Genomic DNA, 20,706 nt, shown 5'->3' with positions numbered 1-20,706 from the left:
AACATAGCTTCAGCAGTCTAATAGAAAGAAGGTTGCTTGTGGAGGAACGCAAGATCAATCGCTTTTCTTTGATTTATTTTCTATACTGATTGCACGACCAATCTCGTCTTGTAAATCATCATGGTTGTTTTTTTCATCATGACCCATCCCTTCAATTCTACTTTCTAACTCTAACTTAATTAAAGTATTGATTTTCTCTATACTATCGAGGAAATTGTGACACTCTTCATCACTATATTCCTCACCAGATGCTTTTTTTTCTATAAATAGACTTTTGAACCCTATTAGATCAGAACTCTGATCGGCATTCAACACAATATTTCTCTCTATAAAACTAAGATCTGATAGTAACAAACTAACCTCTAATAGATCTTCACTTTCAATGTTTGCAAGATTATCAAGATCGTCTAAAATAGAGAACATCTTAAGCTCCTTCTGTGCAATTTCTTTGTCTTCTTTGTCAAATTCTGACGATAGCCCTTTATCATCTATAAGTCTCTCATTCAGAGCTTTATTTAGCTTTGAAAGACTAACATCACCTTGCTTAGTGCTATCTAGTAACAAATCTACCCTCGCTCTGCGCGCATTTAAAACATCATTGTAATCGTTTAACTTGATATTACCATCTTCGTCTTGCTGAAGACCATAATAACTTAGCCCTTTGAAATTACGATTCTTCATCATTCTCTATGTTCTCATTCCTTTCATTATCTTGACGCTCTCTATCTTCTCCGGCACGTATAGCTTCTGTAGTGTTTTTTAGGGTTTCTGGTTCCGTACCTAATTTTCGATTTGATTGATTAGGCTTATTTTCTTTTGATGATTCATCTTCTTCTGGTTCTCTCTTGCGGCCAATAGTGTAGTCATGAAGCTTCTCAAGAAATTCCCGTCTATATGTTTTTGCTCTATAGAGTAGATTATGCTGGTAACCATCCTTTTCTCCTGTAGCAGGGTTAATTCCTATAGAGTCGAGACCATGTTCCCAAGTAAACTTCATAGCATCTTCTATTGTATAGCCCAAATGTGATCCTACATATCCTTTATAATATTCTAAATATTTATCAATTCTTCTATGTGCAATATCTTCTTTATCAATTCCAAACGCCCTGTAGATTTTTTCCTCAAGCTTATCAACATCATTTTTAGGTGATGTTGCAAATTTTGTTGCTTCAATAGTAGCACCTACAAGCTTACGTGGCACATTAATAGAATATTTCAGCACACCCCCAACTCCTGGTATTCTACCTAGCAAATTAGCTGTACCTCCAGCTAATCTGTCCGGTACATGAGTAGCCCAATTACCTAAAGACTCTAGCCCTCCACCAATTTTATCTTGCATCTGTTGTTTTAATCCCTGCATTAAACCAGTCACAGGTGATGCTTGATACATACTAGATATATTGTAAACACCAAACCCACCACCGGCAATGCTTGAGCCCATCTGTTGTACAAACTCCTTCAAAGAAAACATCAAAAACGAAAGCAAGAACAATACAAAGATCTCTCCTGCGTTGATTAAATAACCTCTCTGTATGTCTTGCACCCTTTGGTAATCACTATTTTCTTGATAGTTTTGATTTATATCATAAAAATTCTCTGATTGGCAGCTTACACTTTGCGTAATTACACCTTGCACTAAAGACTTTATTTCACTTTTTGAATTTGGTCGAATGATACCCTTTTTGTAATCGCCTATTATTTTCTCATAATTTCTGCACTCTTCTTCATGCTGTTGAGATTGACAATAACGCTTTTTTATCTTACTATCTATATTATCTATTAACAATAAGATATCAGCCTTTTCTGATGCATGTAATAAACTATTCGTTAGACGCACTAGATCTTTTTCACTACAATTAGCATCAACTACTATATCACTTTCTGCTATATAATGGTCTGCTGGATTTTTCTCAGTACCAGGCACTGGGTTCAAGAAAGGGTAATCTATATAACGAAAACCTTTATTAATGTAATCTGGTGGAAGAGGGATATATCCAGCGCCACCAGTAAACTTTACTGTACCACCTATTCTGCTTAGTTTTTCTATACCTTCTATATTCTTATCTACGTTCAATGGAGAAGCCTCTCCAATAGCATAAGGTACAAAAATTTGCCCTGGAGTCCAGCTAAAGTATTCTTTATCAATTATACAAAAACCACCAAATACCCATTTTGGAGCACATAACTTTATTTCAAGCCATTTATTATAGCACACAGTAAAGCCTAACTGTTTATAAAAGGTATTCATTGTCATCGCAGCAAGTAATGACAGCAGGGTAAATATCATAATTGATTGCAAACAGAAACTAATACAGAATTTTATCCAACCCTCAAATAGACTTTTCAGTGGTGAAAATAAAATAGAGATTAGGAATAGCGGCATTATAGCTACAAGAAAAGCTATACCCATAAAACCAGAAAGGAATATTATGTAAGCATACATACACAGCAGGAAATATAAGACAATCCCTATAAAAATTGCCGGTATCATAAGGAGACTTGCCCACATTTGATAATGTAAAAATGCTGCAAACTTTTTCCAAACAGAGTAAGCAAAAAACTTATTAAACATATCCTCCATGAAGCTAAACAATTTAGCTTCATTTCCTTGAGCAACGTTTGAATTACCTCCGGTGTTCATGTTGGGAGCAAAATTAGTAATTATGCTTATCAATTGTTCAAGACCTTTAACAAATAAAACAAGAAAATGATCATAGAAAAATCTAAAACTTCCAGGAGATATAAGCACTATTACTAGAGTGATTTTCATCATTCTGATGAGCATATCATGCTTAGTTTCTCTTATCATTCCAAAAAGATAAAGAAGCGATGAAATCACTATAAATAGAACAAGCAAGGAAAGAACAAAATTGTGAAAGCTCGTACTTTTTTCAGCTATATTTTGAAACATCGCTTGTGCAGCTGCAGGATCATTGCTATCAAAATGCTTTTTACAATTTTCGTTAATCAATAATACACATTTTAGATAGTTATAAACGTAATCAAAAAATCCAAAGTTACTTGGTTTCTGCACTCCGCTCAAAAATTCAAAAGAGTAGCCACCTGCATTATCTAGATAATATCTATCTAATATCTTTACATATATTTTCCATCCTTTTTCTAACCTCACCTTATTACAATTTCTGTCCTGTAATGTGGTGTTATCTCTGTCTAAAGTAAAAAGCCCACTTCCATCTTCCGCTACGGAATTGTAACCTAGATGTACAGTAGGATATTGAGGATCGCGCATTAACTTTAGATTTTCGTTAGGATCACCTTTCCCCGTTTTAAACAAAAGATAAGCACCATGACCGTTGGTAAACCAACATGGAGCACCACGTGATACTGTATTTGCGCTATCATCTTCATTAATGCACTTGCACTTTACAGTGCAACTTTCTTTAGGCTTACTTGAAAATTTTTGTATGCTAGGTTTATAATCATTACAAACTAAGTGAAAGTCAGGTAGACTATTATCACCTGACTCGCCTTCAAACTTAGTCGCATATTTTAGCTGTTCCAAGCTTTGCAAATTATAACTACCTTTAGATTCTTTCTTATTATTATTACTCCAAGATGTCCATGCACCATTTACTCGTACTACTAAACTATCTCCATTGGTTTCAAATCCAGTATCTTTCCACTTCACCACTTGATTAGAGTGAAAACCATAATTAATTTCGCCAGTATTAGGATCAATAATTTCTCCATCTTCTGGAACAAAAGCATCATGATCTCTTGAAAAATGAGCACCAATTGCAATGGGTTCAGGACCAAAATAATCAGCAGATATACATCTTGGAAAAGGCATATCATTCTTACTACAACCTGTAACCAGAACACAGATTACCAAAATTAATAACCTAAACCAACATTTGCCTAAGCGTGATTGCATACCTAAACTTTTTCCAATACAGAATAAATTTCTAAAACCTTACTTCAAATATCTTTTTAATTAGTTACTCCATATATCTCATCAATCTTCCTTGACTTGTCCTTTTGTTTTATCAGAATCCTTTTGCTTATCTGGCTGGCTTAGTGTTTCAGATTTGCTCATTTCTCTGCCAGCACTCCCTTTCCCATCTGCTTGCTTTGGTGTATCAGGCAATTTAGCTTCAATTTTGCTACGATCTTTACTCATTCCCTGCTTGATGTTATGTATCATATTTTGGGTTCTATCATCAAGGCCAACAGTTGACAGCATAGCTTGTGATGCGCTCCTAGAAATATGACTAACACTTTGAGCAACTCCATAACCAGAGCTGAACAACGCCTGCGCCATAGTTTCTGATATAGAAACAAAAGCTTCCATTGCACTAGCAATGATGAGATATATAAATGCCTGGATTAGATCTATAGGTAATGCTGCAAAGTGCCCAACAGCCCTTTCTCCAGTACTGAGCGCAACATCAACACTAGTACCAGGACTATACCCAAGAGGTAATATTGATTTCATAAGACACAGATCATACGATAAAAAATTTACACTAATTAAGCATTGATAGCATGCAGAAAAATTTGTGAGGTTGTATAGAACTGAATACATTAACTGGTTTAAAAGAGACAAGGATGAAAATAAAATGACTGGTTGCAATGAAACATGAGCCAGCGTTTTTATCCAATTATCAAATAATGTTTTAGTTTGTTGAAATAGAATAAATACGATAAATAAAGGTGCCAATGACAATAAAAATGCCACTAAAACAGTAGATATTACATACTTAAACGTAGCACTAATAATGCATCTTAAAAACACAAAAGTAGCATAAAGTATTGCCAAAAATGCAATAAAGCCAAAAGGTCCTGATAGCATTAAAGACAAAAATTTCAGCCATGTTTCTCCTGTAAATAATACTCCCGCTGTTAAATCTAAGAATGCAAATTTTTTACCTCCTTCTCCTATATAGCCAGAAAAACTATCAACTAAATAAATGCTACCATCAACAAAAAGCCCAGACAAAGTTGTACCAAAGAATTCCCAACTTCTATCACTAAAAGCAAAAGCTATAAATGCTATTTTGAATGTTCTTATAATAAAATCGAATTTACTTAATTGTATTGTTCCAAGCATATAGCCAACAACAGTAAATATAACGTATAGAATAAGCAAAGCTCTTATTCCTTGTAGAAGCCCCTTTCTATATCCTTCATATGGAATTTTAATTCCGTCTTCACTCCCGTCTGTTATGAAATCAAAAATCTTGTTTACAGTTGATGAAATAAAATCGTTTATTTTTCTTTTTAAAAATAAATTTACTGTGTATTTGTTATCTTCATAATATTTGCTATCTTTATCCGTAATATCATCTTTCTCTACGTTTTCTACATTAATACCAAAATATATTTTCTTAGACTCTTCATTTACCAAATGACTTCCATCTATTATGTAATAGTCTACATTATCCTCTGTTATTTTATCTAATTTCTTTACTTTTTTGAAATTATTAGTCTTTCGAACAGATGGATCTCCTGGCGGGCTATCACCCAAGTACATATACAGTTTTTCACCACTATCGAAGTTACATGATCTAGTCACTGCAACATGATATCCACCTCTATGAAGTTGGTAGTTGCCATTACTTGCTATAGCAAGCATCAAACTACTACCAGGTATTATATCTTTTTCATCTATTTTATAATCATGATTTAATTTCAAAGAAAAATGTTCAAAATTATCACCAATTTGCGAACACACATTATCCCCTTTTGCACCCTTTCTCTCTGGAAAACATTGAATACCTTTAGCAGTATTCTGATTATTAAGATCGCCAACTTTTGCAACAAGAGCCTCAGCCCAAGAAATATCTTCTCTGTCCTCTTTGAAGTTTAATTTAGAATTTGATATTAAATTAATGTCAATCTGCTTAGAATCCCTCTTATTTTTTTCAATCTCTTTTAGTTCATCCTCAATACGTTTAAGGTGAGAATACATGTCACATGTATTTCTTTTATCATACTTCTCATACCTTATAGAAGAGACGCAATTCTCCCCTATACCTTTTGCGTTGTAACATATATTATGATAGTAACAATTAAGTTCATAAGAACTGTATTTGTTCAGCTCATTAAAATCACACCTTTTCCCATTACATAATTCATTCAGTCCTATTTTAGTTCGTCGTAAATCTAACAATGCGCCATTTATCCATGAATTTTGAATATAATCCTTATTAAAATGTACCTTATTATCATATGGAGTGTAGCCATTACCAACCAAGTATCTATACTGTTGATCCTCTTCTTTCCCATCTTTATCTTTCCTTTTATCTAGTCGATCAAGTTCAAATTCCTTTTTGCTATCTTGCTCATCTTTATAAAAAAACTTACCTCCTTTACATACCTCTCCTGCGCTAGCTTTACTATCCTTATTTTTGTAATAATCGTCATCAAAAATAACCTTTCCTTTAAGGTCTTCTAATTTATCACAATTAATTGTCATTTTTCTAGGAACTAAGCTAAACCTTAATGTATCACCAGGATTTGCTTTAATTCCAGTATCTACATAACGTCTATTGCTATAGAATTCATTATTTCCAAAGCCTATATCCCCACATATTTCTCGTTCATCAAGGCTAGCATTACCAATTAACTTATTACTGTAATTTGGTATTAAATCATTAGCACAAAATACAGCAGGCACAAGTACTCTCTTTGGATTTTTCCCTTCTTTAAGAGGACAAAAATTTACTGACCCACCAAGAGTAAATTTGATTTTCTCATCCTTGCTAATTACTTGACCAGAATCAACCCAATGAATTTTAACTCCTTCGCCAGCTTCACGCACTGGAACATCTATACTGACACTAGTATTTCTGCTCTGCAACCCAGGTTCAACACAATCCATTGTGCAGCCAGTAATTACAAGACATAGTATCAATAATAATGATTTTCTGCTCATCATTGATTTCCTGTGTTTGTCGGTATTTTAGGTGCTGATCTTTGAGCTGATTGTGGTATTTGAGGTCTTCGACTTGGTGTACCAGATTGCTGACCTGCTCTTCTTTGGATACTTTGTTCATCTAAACCTACTGTTCCCATTAAGCTTTGCTGATATTGCCTTCCTGGTTCGCTTGCTACATAAACACCAAACAACGAATCAGATATTGTTGAAGATGCCTCAACTAAAGCTTTCATGGCATGTCCCAAAATCACAAAAGCCATCATAGCGGTGATATTAGGTACATGTTTGGAAGCATAACCGTAAAAAATACAAGGATTAAAAATCCTTAAGTTAAGATTAAGTATACATGTAGGGCAGACCTCAAAATTAAAGACCGAATACACAATATAATCCATAACCTGGCTTATTAATGATATAAAAATTAAAAGCACTACCGGATGAATTGCAAATCTTGCTAAATTTTTGACCCAATTGTGAAACATCTGTCTAGTATATCCAAATAGAAGGCAAATAATAAAAAGAGGCGCCAAGGAAAGCAATAATGCAACTATTGCTATAGATGTGATAAAAGAAAATAAGGCGTTAAACATCGATAAGCTCACTGTTATCAAACCCCAAATCACCAAGCAAAACGATACAATACCCAAAGGACCAGAGAATATAAGAGATACTATTAGTAACACTGAGTGTGCTGATAAAAACCTATTGAGCGGTAAATCAAGAAATTCAAAAACATTTGATGTTGTACCTCTGAAATTTGCTATTTCTATTAACTGTTTTGGAGCATTAACAAAAATAGAAAATGCATTGTTATAAAAAAAACTCCAACTGTTATCGTTCAGCAATTGGGTAATAACTCCTATCTTTACACATATAATTAAAAATTCATATATAGAAGCATGAGACAATCCAAAAAAGTAATAAAGGGTGTATAAAACTATATATAATACTAATAACGACACTATTGTAGATCTGATGGTATTTGTTCTATTTGATGCTACAAAACTTTGATAAAGAGACTTCACAGGGCTAGTATCAGAGTGAATCGCGTTAGTGTCTTTGTAGCTAGAACCGAAAAATGCAGTTTTTACTTTTTCATCAAAAAAATTATATATCGCACTAAAAGTTCTTACAGGTGGCTCTTTAGTTGTAAGGTTAATACTAAACTGACCCTCATTTTTCTTATAATCACAGCCATGATCTCTTATTCCGTAATATATAGTGCCACTCTTGTCTTTTAGCTTTTCTTTTAATCTTTCCATATACTCAGTATTATGAACTTCACTGATATCCACAGGTATATCCCCCAGAATTTCACCAGGATTGTGCTCAGGAAACTTATCAGAAACATGTATATATAAGTTGTTTTTTAGACTATGGTTCTTCGTTACTCTTATATTGAAACCACCCTTGCCCTTAGTATTAAAGGTGAAAGTTAATTTCTCACCTTGGGGGTGATTGTTCTTTATTTCATAATCATAATTAGTACGTATATTGCCTCTCTCGTGTTCAAGTTCTTCTTTCTCCATTGACACTACTAACGATGGAATATAAGTTTTGATCTCCTTTTCCACAATCTCTTTAATAATTTTGCTGGCCTCAGCATTACCAATAACTAAAGCATCACCAAGTTTTTTAGCCACACTGCCATCATCTATGGTATTAGACTCAATCAGAACACAATTTTGATTAGCATAGTAACACATATTCTCACAGGCAAGATTTAAAAGGTACGTATCTATCTCACCTTTCTGACTGCTTGAAAGCCTCCTGCATTCTATATTTTCTCCTTGTTTGATAGAATTAATGATATTTTCAATCTCCTTTTCATCTTGATCAGATTTTACAAAACTTGGATTCCAGTATTCTTTTCCATTCAACCATTTTGCGTCACCTATAATATATTTATTAGGGCATATTTCACCTTGACAATTCTCTTGATTTAAAACATGTGCAAAATACTCCGTCTCTCCTTCACCGCAACTCTCGTCAATTTTTTTATAGGTGACCGTGCCATTATCGTTTTTACACATTTTACTTCCAACAACACTAAAGCTTATCGCATCGCCAGCTTTAAGCGCAAACGGTAATGTAACGTTTCTTACTCCAGGTTCAATTGCAAAATCTTTATATTGCGAACAAAAATTAACCTTATCAGGTATTATATTAATCTCTGTTACTTTTATTTTATCCGAAATATAGACTCCAGAATCAACCCATTTCTGCTCTGTTGATACTATATCCAATTTCTCACGGAAGCCTGATGAATCTTCTGGCTTAATACACCCGCACCCAGATAATAAAAAGAGTATCACAAAACTTATGCATAGCTTAACCAAGTTTTGGTTGCTCAAATGTTCAAACATCTGTTACTCACCTGCGCTCACTCTCCACTGGTTTTATAGATTCACTAGAGGAAGATCCCGATCCCTTATTATCATCTCCACCTCCTCCAATAGCCCCTCTTGCCTTATTTACAGCCGCAGCAGCAACTTGACCAGCACCTCCAGCAGCAGCTTTGGCAGCAGATAAAGCTTTATTCACCATTTGTGCAGGAGTGCTACCCGAACCAAGTGCTGCTCTGTGATTACCAGCAAGCTCAGCAGCCATGCCGGGAAGAACGTTTAAAAAGTGGTAAAAGAGGAATAATACTAAACACAATTTTAATAATTCTCCGATTAGAGAGCTGCCAAACTCCATGTATGTAAAGTCGAATAGACCAAGTATGCTGCTCTTTTTAAAGCTATAATTTTGCATCATACATGCGAGAGTAGTTTCATTTTTATCACATTCCCCATCTTTCAATTTAAACCACTGTTTTTTCTTACTATATGAGATTTCTGCTTGTTTCTTTTCATATGACTTGTCTGGTTGTTCATTTTTATATGACTCGTCCAGTTTAAAATTTAAATTTTTAAAATAGATTTTATCACATGCTATGAACATAAAAGATAGAAATGCAAAAAGGATAACTGGGTATAAACTGTAGGTAATTAACTCTTTTAGCCAACCATCAAAATATCCTTTGGTGTGTTGGAATAAAACCATAGGAATAAACAAAGGTGATAGAATAACAATTACACTTAAAGCAACTATAGATAAAATAAATACATAGCACATCCACAAAATAACCATCATCAGCAAAATGGCCATAAATATACAGACAAGAGCTACTAAAATTTGTCCACCAGCGAAAATAATACCAATCACCGAACCTGCAACTAACAAGACAGGAGCAGCGCCAAGCAAAACCGCTAACGTTGCAACACCTCCAGTACCAATTTTGCCACCAATTCCATCTAAAGGTGCACCTAAATAAAATAAAATTCTGCAATCAAGCCTATCCCAAGGTGCAAGATAACTGTAGGATACCTTCTGCCCTTCACGATTGTATTCATAATCTTTACCTGCCTCATAATTACATATATTTTTACTCTCAGATGAAGCTTTAAGCACTATTTCTGATAAGCCGTTCGAAAGTTTTGTTAATTCCCCGTAATAATGAGACATAGTACTACCTGTTGTGAAGTAAATCACCAAAGCAAACTTAATGATCAATATATACATTTCTTGTGGACTACGCATTCCACCAGACATGGCTTTTATAGAGAACAATATCAAAGCTAAAATTAAGATAGCAGTAACAGTGTTCTTCAGTCTTTTTTGTGCTACAGACAAAAAACTACCCTTATCATGTCCATTTTTGTCTGTAAGTAATTTACCACTTGAATCAATACCTGCCACTAAATTATCTAACGACTCCTTAATACATTGCACTATCATAGAAGTTATGGGAATAGGAGATAATGACTTACTTCCCGCTTGATTGTAGCAAGCTTCAGAGACATACGAGCTAAAACAGCTTTTATTGTCATAACCTACAAAAATTTTTCCTTCTTTTTCCTTTTCCCTTATAATAGTTTTGTAATCTTTATCTTTATTTATAAGGTCGCTAAGATCAACATTATATTCATCCGTACCATCTTTATTTTTGAATTTCATCACAGATTTTTCACACATAGGAGCAAGTGGGTCAGGTGGCAATTCCGTGCACCCCATATCAACCCCTTGCGGCCAAGGAGTCATTTCGATACCAAGCATTCTCACACTTGCTAACTCCACACATAATCTGCCCATTTTTTTCACTGCTTTAAATGTTGATCCATGTATGGGTTCGCTCTGTCCTGCTTTGAGAACTTTACATTTCAGCTCACCATCGACCGTCGGGGACCATGACCCATCTACATATCCAGTATCTTTTTCCCTTACATCAAAGTCTATGTATCCAGGTTTTTCTCTGGAATCAAAGTCTTTCTTGTTAAAAAGATTACCAAAAGTTAAAGGATTTCGATGACATATTTCTATATATTCACTGTATTGCACACCGTTTTTTGGCCAGTAATAACTTTCTGTACTCTCCTGAACGTTAGAATTTAAGGCTTCTTTTTCTGCTCTTTTCCCGTCATAGTCTTTTTTGTTCACGTTTTCCCGAGCTTTATCTTGCAAACAAGAAAAATATTCATCTTCTGTTTGGTAATTTTTATTGGTGCAGCCACTATAACCTGTGTCTTCTTTAAAATTTTTGTATGTTCCATCATGACCACGTGCAACTGGGTGTTTAACAAAACTATGTTCACAAACAACAAGCCCCCCTATTGCTTTCCAGACTCCAACAATTGCAGCTATCATTCCAACAATAACAATAGCAGTAAATACACCAGCGGAAGAGACAATCAAAACAATACCAGTAAATATTGCACCAATAGCAATTGCTATCCCAGCAACTGCTGCAGCTGTTTTAAACGCCTTACAGTCAGGATTAGAAGCACGACTAAAGCTGCCAGTAGAATTAAATCTGCTAACAAATTCCGTTTTGTCAGTACCACTTACTGTATCTGCAAACACTGGATATGAGAGCAAAAAATCTATATTTAACAAAAATATCGCAACTAACAGTAATGACAGTTTAGTTTTAAACATTTTTCACCTTTTGATAAAACACAGGCAACCACATCTTTGGATCATCTCCGACTTCTTTCAATATATCATGTAACAATAGGACACTTTCTGCACGTCCAGATAACACGTTGACCACATCATCCAAATCTTTCAGATCTATTCTAGCTACTACAGCATTAACTCCTTGCTTTACTAAAAAGAATCTAGTACTTGGATCTGTGTGTTTGATCAGTATGTACTCACGTTCAGTTAACATAAAAACATCTCGATAGACACTAGTAGCTTTCAGATTTGGCAAAAAAATTTGTGTTGCTGTCTGCTGTACAAGCGTATCACTAATAGCACTTTTACTTGCATCTTCAACACTCTGAGTAGCAAAAACCACAAAAGCATTTAACTTTCTCAGCACTTTCAACCAGTCTTTTATCTTAGGTGCAAAAACTGGATTATCTATTAACGCCCATGCTTCATCAAGAACAATAATAGATGGAGTGCCATCAAGCGATATACTAATCCTATGAAACAAATAAATCAAGACCGGCCCAAGAGCAACAGGATCTTTTAGCAAGCTAGCCATTTCAAAGCCAAACACTCTTGCTTTTGAAAAATCTAGCAAATCTTCTTTATTGTCAAATATTGCAGCATGAGAGCCATCATCATGCCACATAGATATTGCTCCAGCTAGAGTATCAGGGCCCGCAAGTCCTAAAAATGGTACAAGATTTCTCAAAAATCTGTCTTCTTTTTTTAATTTAAAATTTCCCTCAATTGCATCATTAATTCTAGCAATATCTTCTGAAGTGAATTTATCGTTGTACACTAAAATTAAAGATTTTATCCATTCCATCAAAAATGTTTTATTATCAGGAGTATCGTCAAGTTGCAGAGGATTAAAATTTGTCTTAGTTCTTGGTTCTATTATAGTATAGATACCACCAAGTGCTCTTAAAAAAATTTCTGCACCGCGATCTTTATCAAAAAAGAATATTCTTGGAGAAAATTTCATTGCTTGAGCACATAAAAAATTCATTAAAACAGTTTTGCCAGCACCTGTTGGCCCAATTATCATAGTATGTCCAACATCCCTTATATGAAAGTTGAAGAAAAATGGAGTGCCAGATGTTGTATCAAAAACTGTAACAGCATCTCCCCAGTGGTTATTGAATTTTTTACCAGTAGGATAATTATGTTGAGATGCAAAACCGGCCAAATTAAGACTACTTATTGTACCTTTTCTTACTATATAATCAAAATTACCAGGAATTTGCGCCCAAAATGCTGGTTCTAGATTAACCCTCTCACGAACAGGATAAACACCACAATTAGAAAGCTCCGATTCAACCAATGATAAAGCATTGTCCAATGATTTAGGGCTTTTTTCTATACATAAGATAGTTAAATGGTGTTCACCAAACGCAATTTTACCACTCATTGCATCATCAAGCGCATGAGAAATTTCTGCTATTTGAGAAATAGCTTTATCTGCAGATTGTATCATACGATTTTGCTGTATCTGCATTTTCGCAATTGCCATTTGCCTATTTGTAAATTGAAAAGACTGCGTGATAATAAATTCATAAGGAAGTTGTAAAAAAGAATCAAGCATTCCTGCGGAAGTATTATTTCCATATTCTTTGATACTAACTATTCCAGCATATTTACTTTCATTATGAGTCACAACCTGTATCATCTTATGGCCAAAAAATAACCTATGAACTGGTAAGTATCTTGATATTTCAGTTTTTAGTGGAAAAAGCGTATTTGTAACAAAGCCACAATTTACAATTCTAGATAGAAACTCCATTATTTCACAAAACAGTCCGTTTGGAGTTTCTTTTACTCCAAGGACTTTAGGCGAATAATTCCTAAGGCTTGTTACTATACGATTTGTCGTTTCCTCTAAATCTTCATAGGTATCACGCATATCACTTTCCCAAGCATGTTTTGAAGTTACATGCCCAAATTTTTTCAGTAGATGTGATAAAAATTCTACTCCCTTTGTATCTGCCCTACGAATAATCGTAATGTATAAATCATTAATAAAAGATTGCCTAGTTGCGTGTTTTTCTCTCCATTTTAGATTTACATGGTTAGCAAAAAAATTTGGTAAACTCTGGTTTGCAAATTCATCAGAAAAGATATTCTTCTTACGCCTGATGGTATGAAAGTACAAACTAAATGCTGGAGATGAAATGCTTCTTAGCATCTGATTTCTGATATTATTTTGTATCACCAAGTCTTCATCATCGGCCGTTTCAAACGCAAAGCCATTTAATTTTATAAATTTAACTAACCAATTCTGCTTTGTTATCAAGGTTGTACTATTCCAATAGCAAGAATAAGGTATAAATTCGGCAGCGTGAACCTCTCTACTTAGAATAGATTTATTCTTTGATTGAATAGCTCTAAATCTCAACATTGCATAACATCAAGTAATGTCATAAGAATTGGCTCCATGATAAAACCGATTTAAACATTTGGAACATTTTCCCAACTTTACCATAAATAACTCAATAAACAACGGTTCCTTTGCAGAAGCTATATAGCCAAGTCCATGTATACCTGGTAACATCAGGAGAATTACTCTAAGATCATTTGTATTAATGAAAATTAGCATGCAAATTAGAACGTTTAATATTGCAAACATATAACTCACACCAAAGAGCATTGCAGGTCTTGTAAGACCTTTAAATAATTGATTCGTTTGTATGCTGCCAGTAGACATATCTTTAACCTTCTAATAAGAGCTCTAACACTAATACTACATCATTAATTAAAAATCTATTGAAATGAATAGCACTTTAGGTAAGATAATTAATTTAAATTCAATGATTATAAGCTGGCCATTTCAAGAAGCAGAAAAAATACTACAAGAATTCCCTAATAAAAAAGAGATAATATTTGAGACTGGTTATGGTCCCTCGGGTTTACCACATATTGGTACTTTTGGGGAAGTGTTTCGTACCACAGTTATTGCAAACGCTCTAAAAAAAATAGCTCCTAGTATAAAAACCAAAATCATTGCAGTTTCCGACGATATGGATGGTTTGCGAAAAATACCAGATAATGTACCAAATCAGGAAATGCTAAGAGAGAATCTGAACAAGCCATTAACCATGATACCTGACCCATTTGGCACTCATGAGAGTTATGGTCATCACATGAATTCGTTGTTGTGTAAATTTCTTGATTTGTTTGGATTTGAATACGAATTTAGGAGTGCAACAGAGTGTTATAAATCTGGCGTTTACGATGAAAAACTTTTACTCCTGCTGAAAAATTATGATAAAGTGATGGACGTAATGCTTCCATCATTTCGGGAAGAAAGGCAGCAAACCTATAGTCCATTCTTGCCGATATGCCCAAAAACTTCCCAAGTTTTACAAGTTCCAGTAATTGAAACAAATACAGATAAAGGAACAATCACGTATGAAGACCCAAACGGGGAAAAAATAGAAGTTCCAGTGACAAAAGGAAAATGTAAACTGCAATGGAAACCTGATTGGGGGATGAGGTGGGCTGCATTTGGAGTCAATTATGAAGCTCATGGAAAAGATTTAACACCATCTGCTATACTTTCAAGCCAAATATGTGAAATACTTGGAGAAAAACCACCGCTTCTGTTTTGCTATGAGTTCTTTCTTGATAAAGAAGGAAAGAAGATATCAAAATCAAAAGGAAATGGTATTTCAATTGAGGAGTGGCTAACTTATGCACCCACAGAGAGTTTAGCGTTATACATCTTTCAGAGTCCTAAAAAAGCTAAACGTTTATATTTTGATGTGATACCAAAATCAACTGATGAATATTTAGAGTTTGCTAAGCGTTATAATGAAAGTAAAGAAAAGGATGTAAATAGCCCTGTATGGCACATCCACCAGGGTAAAGTTCCAAACGTAGAAACTTCAGGCATAAATTTTTCGTTACTTTTAAACCTGGCAGCAGCTTGTAATGCTGAAAATAAAGAGATTCTTTGGGGTTTTATATCAACTTATGCACCAAACGTTACACCAGAAAGCAACAAAATGCTAGATAGGCTTTCGGATTTTGCAGTTAGGTATTATCACGACTTTATCAAGCCAACAAAAGCGTATAAAGCTTCAAACGAAAAAGAGAAAGAAGCGTTACTAGATTTAAAAAACAACCTACATTCCCTGCCTATTACAGCCACTGCTGAAGAGATTCAATCTCAGGTTTTCTCCATCGGAAAAAAACATAATTACAATAACTTACGCGATTGGTTTCAGTTGCTATATGAAACGCTGCTTGGCCAAAAAACTGGTCCAAGAATGGGATCTTTTATCAAGCTTTATGGGATAGATAATACAATCTCTCTTATAGAAAGTGCTACTGAACGTACACTTTAGAGTTTACCTTCCTCCATTTGAGCTCTCTAGTTTTATTACTTGACAAACCTTCCCACTTTCCTTATTATACTAATAAAGGTATTTATCCTTGTTTTTGGGCTCAACGACAAAATTCAGTAAAAAACTCAGATATTTATTGGCAAATTACATAAAATTATAGCGGCTTTTTTTATTTTTTCTACATTCAGCCAAATCACGCTTGTTAGCACATTATCAATTTACATTATTAAAACTCGTTACACGGGAATTTTTTTGTCTTTTTTTTATTTAGTAAATTTCTTAATATTCATAGCTAAAGTAATTTTAGAGAGCCAGCGCGTGACCAACCCGGTCAGTTTTCTGGATCCCAGTACTGGGATGACAAGAAGAGAGCTGACTTGAATGACACCAAATGGACACTGGCTACTTTAATAATATTTCACCATGTCATTCCAGCACTTGATGCTGGAATCCAGAAGTTTTTTTGAGCACAAAAGTTATGCTAAGTTTTTCTTGGTAAGAAACCAGTGTCAGCTACTTGAAAAGGAAGAAGAGACTTCTTCCTTCTACTTAACTACACTGTTACACTTGACTTTGAAGAAATTTCTGATTGTAAATCAACTCCATTTAGCTTCTTACCAGGACTTGACTTTGCTTTTGCAATAGCCTCCTTTAACTCATCACAAGGCTTCAACACTTCATATATAATGCCACCAGCAACAAGTCCTGTGAGTACAGCAGCAGCCACAGCTATCCCAGCCATAGCACCTACTGATAATGACACACCAATAAAATATGCAGAAGTAACTGCTATAGCAGCTACAACAGATGCAATAATAAATATACCAACACCACAGACTATTCCTCTCATAATCGCGTCTTCAGTAACCATTTCTGCTAGATTTTTGTTACAACGACCTTTTACTAAAGGATCAGCACCTTTTTCTAATAGAGCTCTTACTACCTTGTGATGACTTTCCTCAGCAGCAACATACAAAGGAGTGTATCCATATTCATTTGGCAAATCAATATCAGGCCCCTTAGCTAATAGAGCCTCTACTATCTCCATTTTGCCTTTCTTAGCAGCAAGATATAAAGGAGTTCTTTCACTTTTATCTCGCAAATTAACATTTATACCTTCTACTGCTAATAGAGCTTTTACTATATTTTCATTACCTTTTTCAATAGCCAAATGTAAAGGAGTTTTTTTATCGTTATCTTGCAAATTAACATTTATACCTTCTACTGCTAATAGAGCGTTTACTATATTTTCGTTACCTTCTTTAATAGCCAAATGTAAAGGAGTTTCTTGAGATTGATTTTGCAAATTAACATCTATACCTTGTGCTGCTAATAGAGCGTTTACTATATTTTCGTTACCTTTTTCAATAGCCAAATGTAAAGAAGTTTCTTGAGATTGATTTTGCAAATTAACATCTATACCTTGTGCTGCTAATAGAGCTTTTACTATATTTTCGTTACCTTCTTTAATAGCCAAATGTAAAGGGGTTTCCTTAGATACATCTTGCAAATTAACATTTATGTCTCTTGCATTTAATAGAGCTTTTACTATATTTTCGTTACCTTTTTCAATAGCCAAATGTAAAGGGGTTTCCTTAGATACATCTTGCAAATTAACATTTATGTCTCTTGCATTTAATAGAGCTTTTACTACATCTTTTTCATCATTTAGACATGCTATGTGTAATAATATTAATTCTTTTTTTCTAAAGCCATCATTATCACTAAATTTATAATTTATATCAAAATTTTCGTTGCTCCATTCTTCATAAGTAGATGAGCATCTTTCTTTTATTTGCTCTTTTATTTTTTCAACTATGTTATCACCATTCAAATCATTTTCACGATTTACTATACTTAATATCTGTTCGAACAATGCTAAATACATATAAAATTCTCCTATAAAAATAATAATATACTTTAATTATTATATACTTAAGCAATAAAGTCAAGAATTTAATTAACTATCATAAACAAGAAAAAGGGGCTTTTGTGCGAGCGTTATTAATCTTCAGTTTAATAGGATAAGATTCGTCAACGTTTCTGTAAGTATCTTCTATATAGAAGGGTTGCTACCAATAAAGCCTAAGCTGACCAAATACATTTCTGTAGATTCAGATCTACTTGATTTTGGTTTGAAGTATCTTACTGTTTTAAACATTTTTTTTAGCTCATTGCAGAAATCTTTATCAGATTCCCCTTGAAAAATTTTTACTACAAATTTGCCATCATGATTCAAAAAATGCTTTGCAAAATTGAGCGCTGCTTCGCATAAAAGCATAATTCTGATATGATCTAACGATTTTAAACCGCAAGATTCTGGTGCCATATCAGATAAAATTACATCAAATTTGTGATCCTTGAATTTTTCTCTTAAAATTTCAAGTTCGCTGATAATATCACACTGTATACACTCTACTCCACTAATTGCGTTTATTGGTTTTATGTCAACAGCAATCACACTCGCTCCTTTCTGAGATGCAACTTGTGACCATCCACCAGGAAAAGCGCCAAGATCAATAATTTTTTGCCCTTGTTGGAGTAGTTTAAATTTATCGTCTATTTCTATTAACTTATATGCCGAGCGCGATCTATAACCGTCCTTGTTGGTTTTTTGCACATACTGATCATTCAAATGGCGATGTAGCCATCTTGTTGAAGATAATTTTCTACCTCTAGCTGTTTTTACTCTGGTCTTTATACTAATAACCTACTTATTATTGATTATATCTTTGAGCTCTTTTTCAACTACTTCTTTTACCAATGCATGTAGATACTTATTCAGCCACTCTGAAAGCTGAGGTTTTAAAAGAGATACAACTAATTCTTCAACAGTAAGATCCGCTCTTTTTTGTTGTTTATGCCGTAGTTCGCTTTGCATCTTTTCAAGCAATGTTTTAATTTCCTCCATATTTTCTTTTAAAACTAAATGCTCGTTACTTTGTTCTTGATAGCTCACTTTGTTATTACTCATTTGGATATTATCATACAAATTTTTCTCTTCTGAGTTGTAACTATGGCTATTAAATTGGTTATTCATTTTCTCACTTTGGCAATTATTCTCTTCTTCACTATTTTCTTTTTCTTCGATGTCTTCTGGATACTCCTCTTCAAGGCATAATACGTCATCATCTTCATCTATTATTTCTGCTCTATCGCCACTTGGATTTTTACCCGATATAGCTTTTTTTATATCTTCTAGTATATCTTTTACAGATTGATTATCGCTCATACCATTAAATTTAAAGGTTTATACTATTTATCATAAAAAGCAAGTTGTAAACACTAATTACATAATTGCTTTTTGCTCCAACCAGATCGGAGCGTGCTTTAAATAATGCATCTTCAGTGTCCAAAAGGTCAGATGTACTCTTTAAACTTAAGTTTACCTCTTGCTTAACTCCTTCCAATGCTAAAGCTGCTGCTTTTTCCGCTTCTTGACTTGCTTTAATAATAGCTTTTGCTGTCAGCACGTTATTCCAAGCATTTACAACTGCTTCTTCTATATTTTTTACCGTTTCATAATAATCGTAGGTGGATTTTTTTGCATCCATTTTAGCTTTACTGACACCAAAAGCATTCGCTCCTTTTTTAAAGATTGGAACATCAAGAGTAAAAACTATATGAACATTTTCTAATAGCTTGTCTAATTTTACACCATCTTTCCCAAAATTTTTGTTTGCTCTTAGATTTAAAGAAGGAAGCCACTTGGAGCTTTCAGCGATCACTTCCATTCCAGCAGCTCTTTTTTGATAAACTGCTGCTTTTAGAGATAAATTATTGGTTTTTGCTAATTGTAAACATTCATTTAGCTCTGGAACAGAAGGTAATTTATCATTAGCTTCAGAAAGTTCATCAGCATCTTCGCCAATCAAATGATAATAAGCAATATTTGCCAATTTTAATTTACCTTCAGCATCAACTCTTTCGGATATAGAAGACGAAAATTTTGCTTTTGCTAGCAAAACTTCAGCATTAGTAACTTCTCCAAGGGAAAAGCGTTTTTTCATAGCTGACAAATGTTCCAAAGAAACGCGTTCTCTATGTTCTCTGAGCTTTAATATTTCTGTCTTTTGTAAAACACTAACATATGCTTTCACAGCATTAAGTGCAAGCTCTTGTTTTGACTGCTGAAATTGCATTTTTGCTGCTTTGAGAAGATTACTTGATCGGCTGAATGTAGCAAAGGTGCCACCACCATCTATTATTCTTTGACTTAATATTAGATGCTTTCCAGAGTTTTCCAGGCTAAAACTACTATCGAAATTATATTGTAAATTAATGTCAGGTAAAAATCCAGCTAACCCAGAAGATTTATAATATTTTTCTGCGCTTTTATATTGGTAAAATTGAGACTTTATTTTTGAGCTATTTTTGATAGCTTTGCTTATAGCCTCTTCCAAATCGATTGCATAGCAATCTATAGCACTAAAAGCGATTACAAATATAATAATCAATCGAAACATTTTGCTTTCTAGC

At 34.0% G+C, this 20,706-nt stretch carries 12 protein-coding genes; 1 reads left to right on the top strand and 11 read right to left on the bottom strand.

What is annotated here, in order from left to right; translation table 11 throughout:
• Positions 1 to 54: 54 nt before the first annotated feature.
• From OPR30_RS01435 to OPR30_RS01405, 7 genes are all read right to left on the bottom strand, one after another.
• Positions 55 to 684, bottom strand: a complete 630-nt coding sequence (locus OPR30_RS01435) for a WD_0853 family protein (RefSeq protein ID WP_064085846.1) — start codon at positions 682 to 684, stop codon at positions 55 to 57.
• Positions 668 to 3,895, bottom strand: a complete 3,228-nt coding sequence (locus OPR30_RS01430; protein WP_265030944.1) for a TrbL/VirB6 family protein — start codon at positions 3,893 to 3,895, stop codon at positions 668 to 670. The genes OPR30_RS01435 and OPR30_RS01430 overlap by 17 nt, the downstream gene beginning before the upstream one ends.
• A gap of 81 nt (positions 3,896 to 3,976) precedes the next feature.
• Positions 3,977 to 6,901: a TrbL/VirB6 family protein gene (locus tag OPR30_RS01425; protein WP_265030942.1), complete on the bottom strand. Its 2,925-nt coding sequence runs from the start codon at positions 6,899 to 6,901 to the stop codon at positions 3,977 to 3,979.
• Positions 6,898 to 9,267: a TrbL/VirB6 family protein gene (locus OPR30_RS01420; RefSeq protein ID WP_265030941.1), complete on the bottom strand. Its 2,370-nt coding sequence runs from the start codon at positions 9,265 to 9,267 to the stop codon at positions 6,898 to 6,900. The genes OPR30_RS01425 and OPR30_RS01420 overlap by 4 nt, the downstream gene beginning before the upstream one ends.
• Positions 9,268 to 9,274: 7 nt before the next feature.
• Positions 9,275 to 11,881: a TrbL/VirB6 family protein gene (locus OPR30_RS01415; protein ID WP_265030939.1), complete on the bottom strand. Its 2,607-nt coding sequence runs from the start codon at positions 11,879 to 11,881 to the stop codon at positions 9,275 to 9,277.
• On the bottom strand, positions 11,874 to 14,279 hold the full coding sequence (locus OPR30_RS01410; RefSeq protein ID WP_264375017.1) for a VirB4 family type IV secretion/conjugal transfer ATPase: 2,406 nt from the start codon (positions 14,277 to 14,279) through the stop codon (positions 11,874 to 11,876). Before OPR30_RS01410 ends, OPR30_RS01415 begins: the two co-directional genes overlap by 8 nt.
• Positions 14,280 to 14,288: 9 nt before the next feature.
• Positions 14,289 to 14,585 carry a type IV secretion system protein VirB3 gene (locus OPR30_RS01405; protein WP_006015054.1) on the bottom strand — a complete coding sequence of 99 codons (297 nt, stop codon included), beginning with the start codon at positions 14,583 to 14,585 and terminating at the stop codon, positions 14,289 to 14,291.
• A gap of 64 nt (positions 14,586 to 14,649) precedes the next feature.
• Here OPR30_RS01405 and OPR30_RS01400 point away from each other — a divergent pair, with 64 nt between their 5' ends.
• Positions 14,650 to 16,227 carry a lysine--tRNA ligase gene (locus tag OPR30_RS01400; RefSeq protein WP_265030937.1) on the top strand — a complete coding sequence of 526 codons (1,578 nt, stop codon included), beginning with the start codon at positions 14,650 to 14,652 and terminating at the stop codon, positions 16,225 to 16,227.
• A 553-nt stretch (positions 16,228 to 16,780) separates the two neighbouring features.
• Here the strand turns inward: OPR30_RS01400 and OPR30_RS01395 are convergent.
• The 4 genes from OPR30_RS01395 to OPR30_RS01380 form a co-directional block, all read right to left on the bottom strand.
• A complete protein-coding gene (locus tag OPR30_RS01395; protein ID WP_265030935.1) occupies positions 16,781 to 18,115 on the bottom strand; it encodes an ankyrin repeat domain-containing protein in 1,335 nt (444 codons plus the stop codon).
• A 168-nt stretch (positions 18,116 to 18,283) separates the two neighbouring features.
• The gene (locus tag OPR30_RS01390) at positions 18,284 to 18,862 is read right to left on the bottom strand and encodes an RlmE family RNA methyltransferase (protein WP_265030933.1); all 579 of its coding nucleotides are present in this window, start codon (positions 18,860 to 18,862) and stop codon (positions 18,284 to 18,286) included.
• A 75-nt stretch (positions 18,863 to 18,937) separates the two neighbouring features.
• Positions 18,938 to 19,459: a PopZ family protein gene (locus OPR30_RS01385; protein WP_265030932.1), complete on the bottom strand. Its 522-nt coding sequence runs from the start codon at positions 19,457 to 19,459 to the stop codon at positions 18,938 to 18,940.
• A 10-nt stretch (positions 19,460 to 19,469) separates the two neighbouring features.
• Positions 19,470 to 20,693 carry a TolC family protein gene (locus OPR30_RS01380; RefSeq protein ID WP_264336227.1) on the bottom strand — a complete coding sequence of 408 codons (1,224 nt, stop codon included), beginning with the start codon at positions 20,691 to 20,693 and terminating at the stop codon, positions 19,470 to 19,472.
• Between the last annotated feature and the right edge of the window lie 13 nt (positions 20,694 to 20,706).

Source organism: Wolbachia endosymbiont (group B) of Athalia cordata (assembly GCF_947251845.1).
In the GTDB taxonomy this organism is placed as follows: domain Bacteria; phylum Pseudomonadota; class Alphaproteobacteria; order Rickettsiales; family Anaplasmataceae; genus Wolbachia.
Note: the sequence above shows the minus strand (reverse complement) of the source record. Positions and strands in the feature narration are given on the sequence as shown.

Bases quoted from the DNA above. Each gene is read 5' to 3' on its own strand.
- OPR30_RS01420 (WP_265030941.1), bottom strand. From the start codon at position 9,267: ATGTTTGAACATTTGAGCAACCAAAACTTGGTTAAGCTATGCATAAGT.
- OPR30_RS01430 (WP_265030944.1), bottom strand. From the start codon at position 3,895: ATGCAATCACGCTTAGGCAAATGTTGGTTTAGGTTATTAATTTTGGTA.
- OPR30_RS01415 (WP_265030939.1), bottom strand. From the start codon at position 11,881: ATGTTTAAAACTAAACTGTCATTACTGTTAGTTGCGATATTTTTGTTA.
- OPR30_RS01405 (WP_006015054.1), bottom strand. From the start codon at position 14,585: ATGTCTACTGGCAGCATACAAACGAATCAATTATTTAAAGGTCTTACA.
- OPR30_RS01400 (WP_265030937.1), top strand. From the start codon at position 14,650: ATGAATAGCACTTTAGGTAAGATAATTAATTTAAATTCAATGATTATA.
- OPR30_RS01410 (WP_264375017.1), bottom strand. From the start codon at position 14,279: ATGTTGAGATTTAGAGCTATTCAATCAAAGAATAAATCTATTCTAAGT.
- OPR30_RS01435 (WP_064085846.1), bottom strand. From the start codon at position 684: ATGATGAAGAATCGTAATTTCAAAGGGCTAAGTTATTATGGTCTTCAG.
- OPR30_RS01425 (WP_265030942.1), bottom strand. From the start codon at position 6,901: ATGATGAGCAGAAAATCATTATTATTGATACTATGTCTTGTAATTACT.
- OPR30_RS01385 (WP_265030932.1), bottom strand. From the start codon at position 19,459: ATGAGCGATAATCAATCTGTAAAAGATATACTAGAAGATATAAAAAAA.
- OPR30_RS01395 (WP_265030935.1), bottom strand. From the start codon at position 18,115: ATGTATTTAGCATTGTTCGAACAGATATTAAGTATAGTAAATCGTGAA.
- OPR30_RS01380 (WP_264336227.1), bottom strand. From the start codon at position 20,693: ATGTTTCGATTGATTATTATATTTGTAATCGCTTTTAGTGCTATAGAT.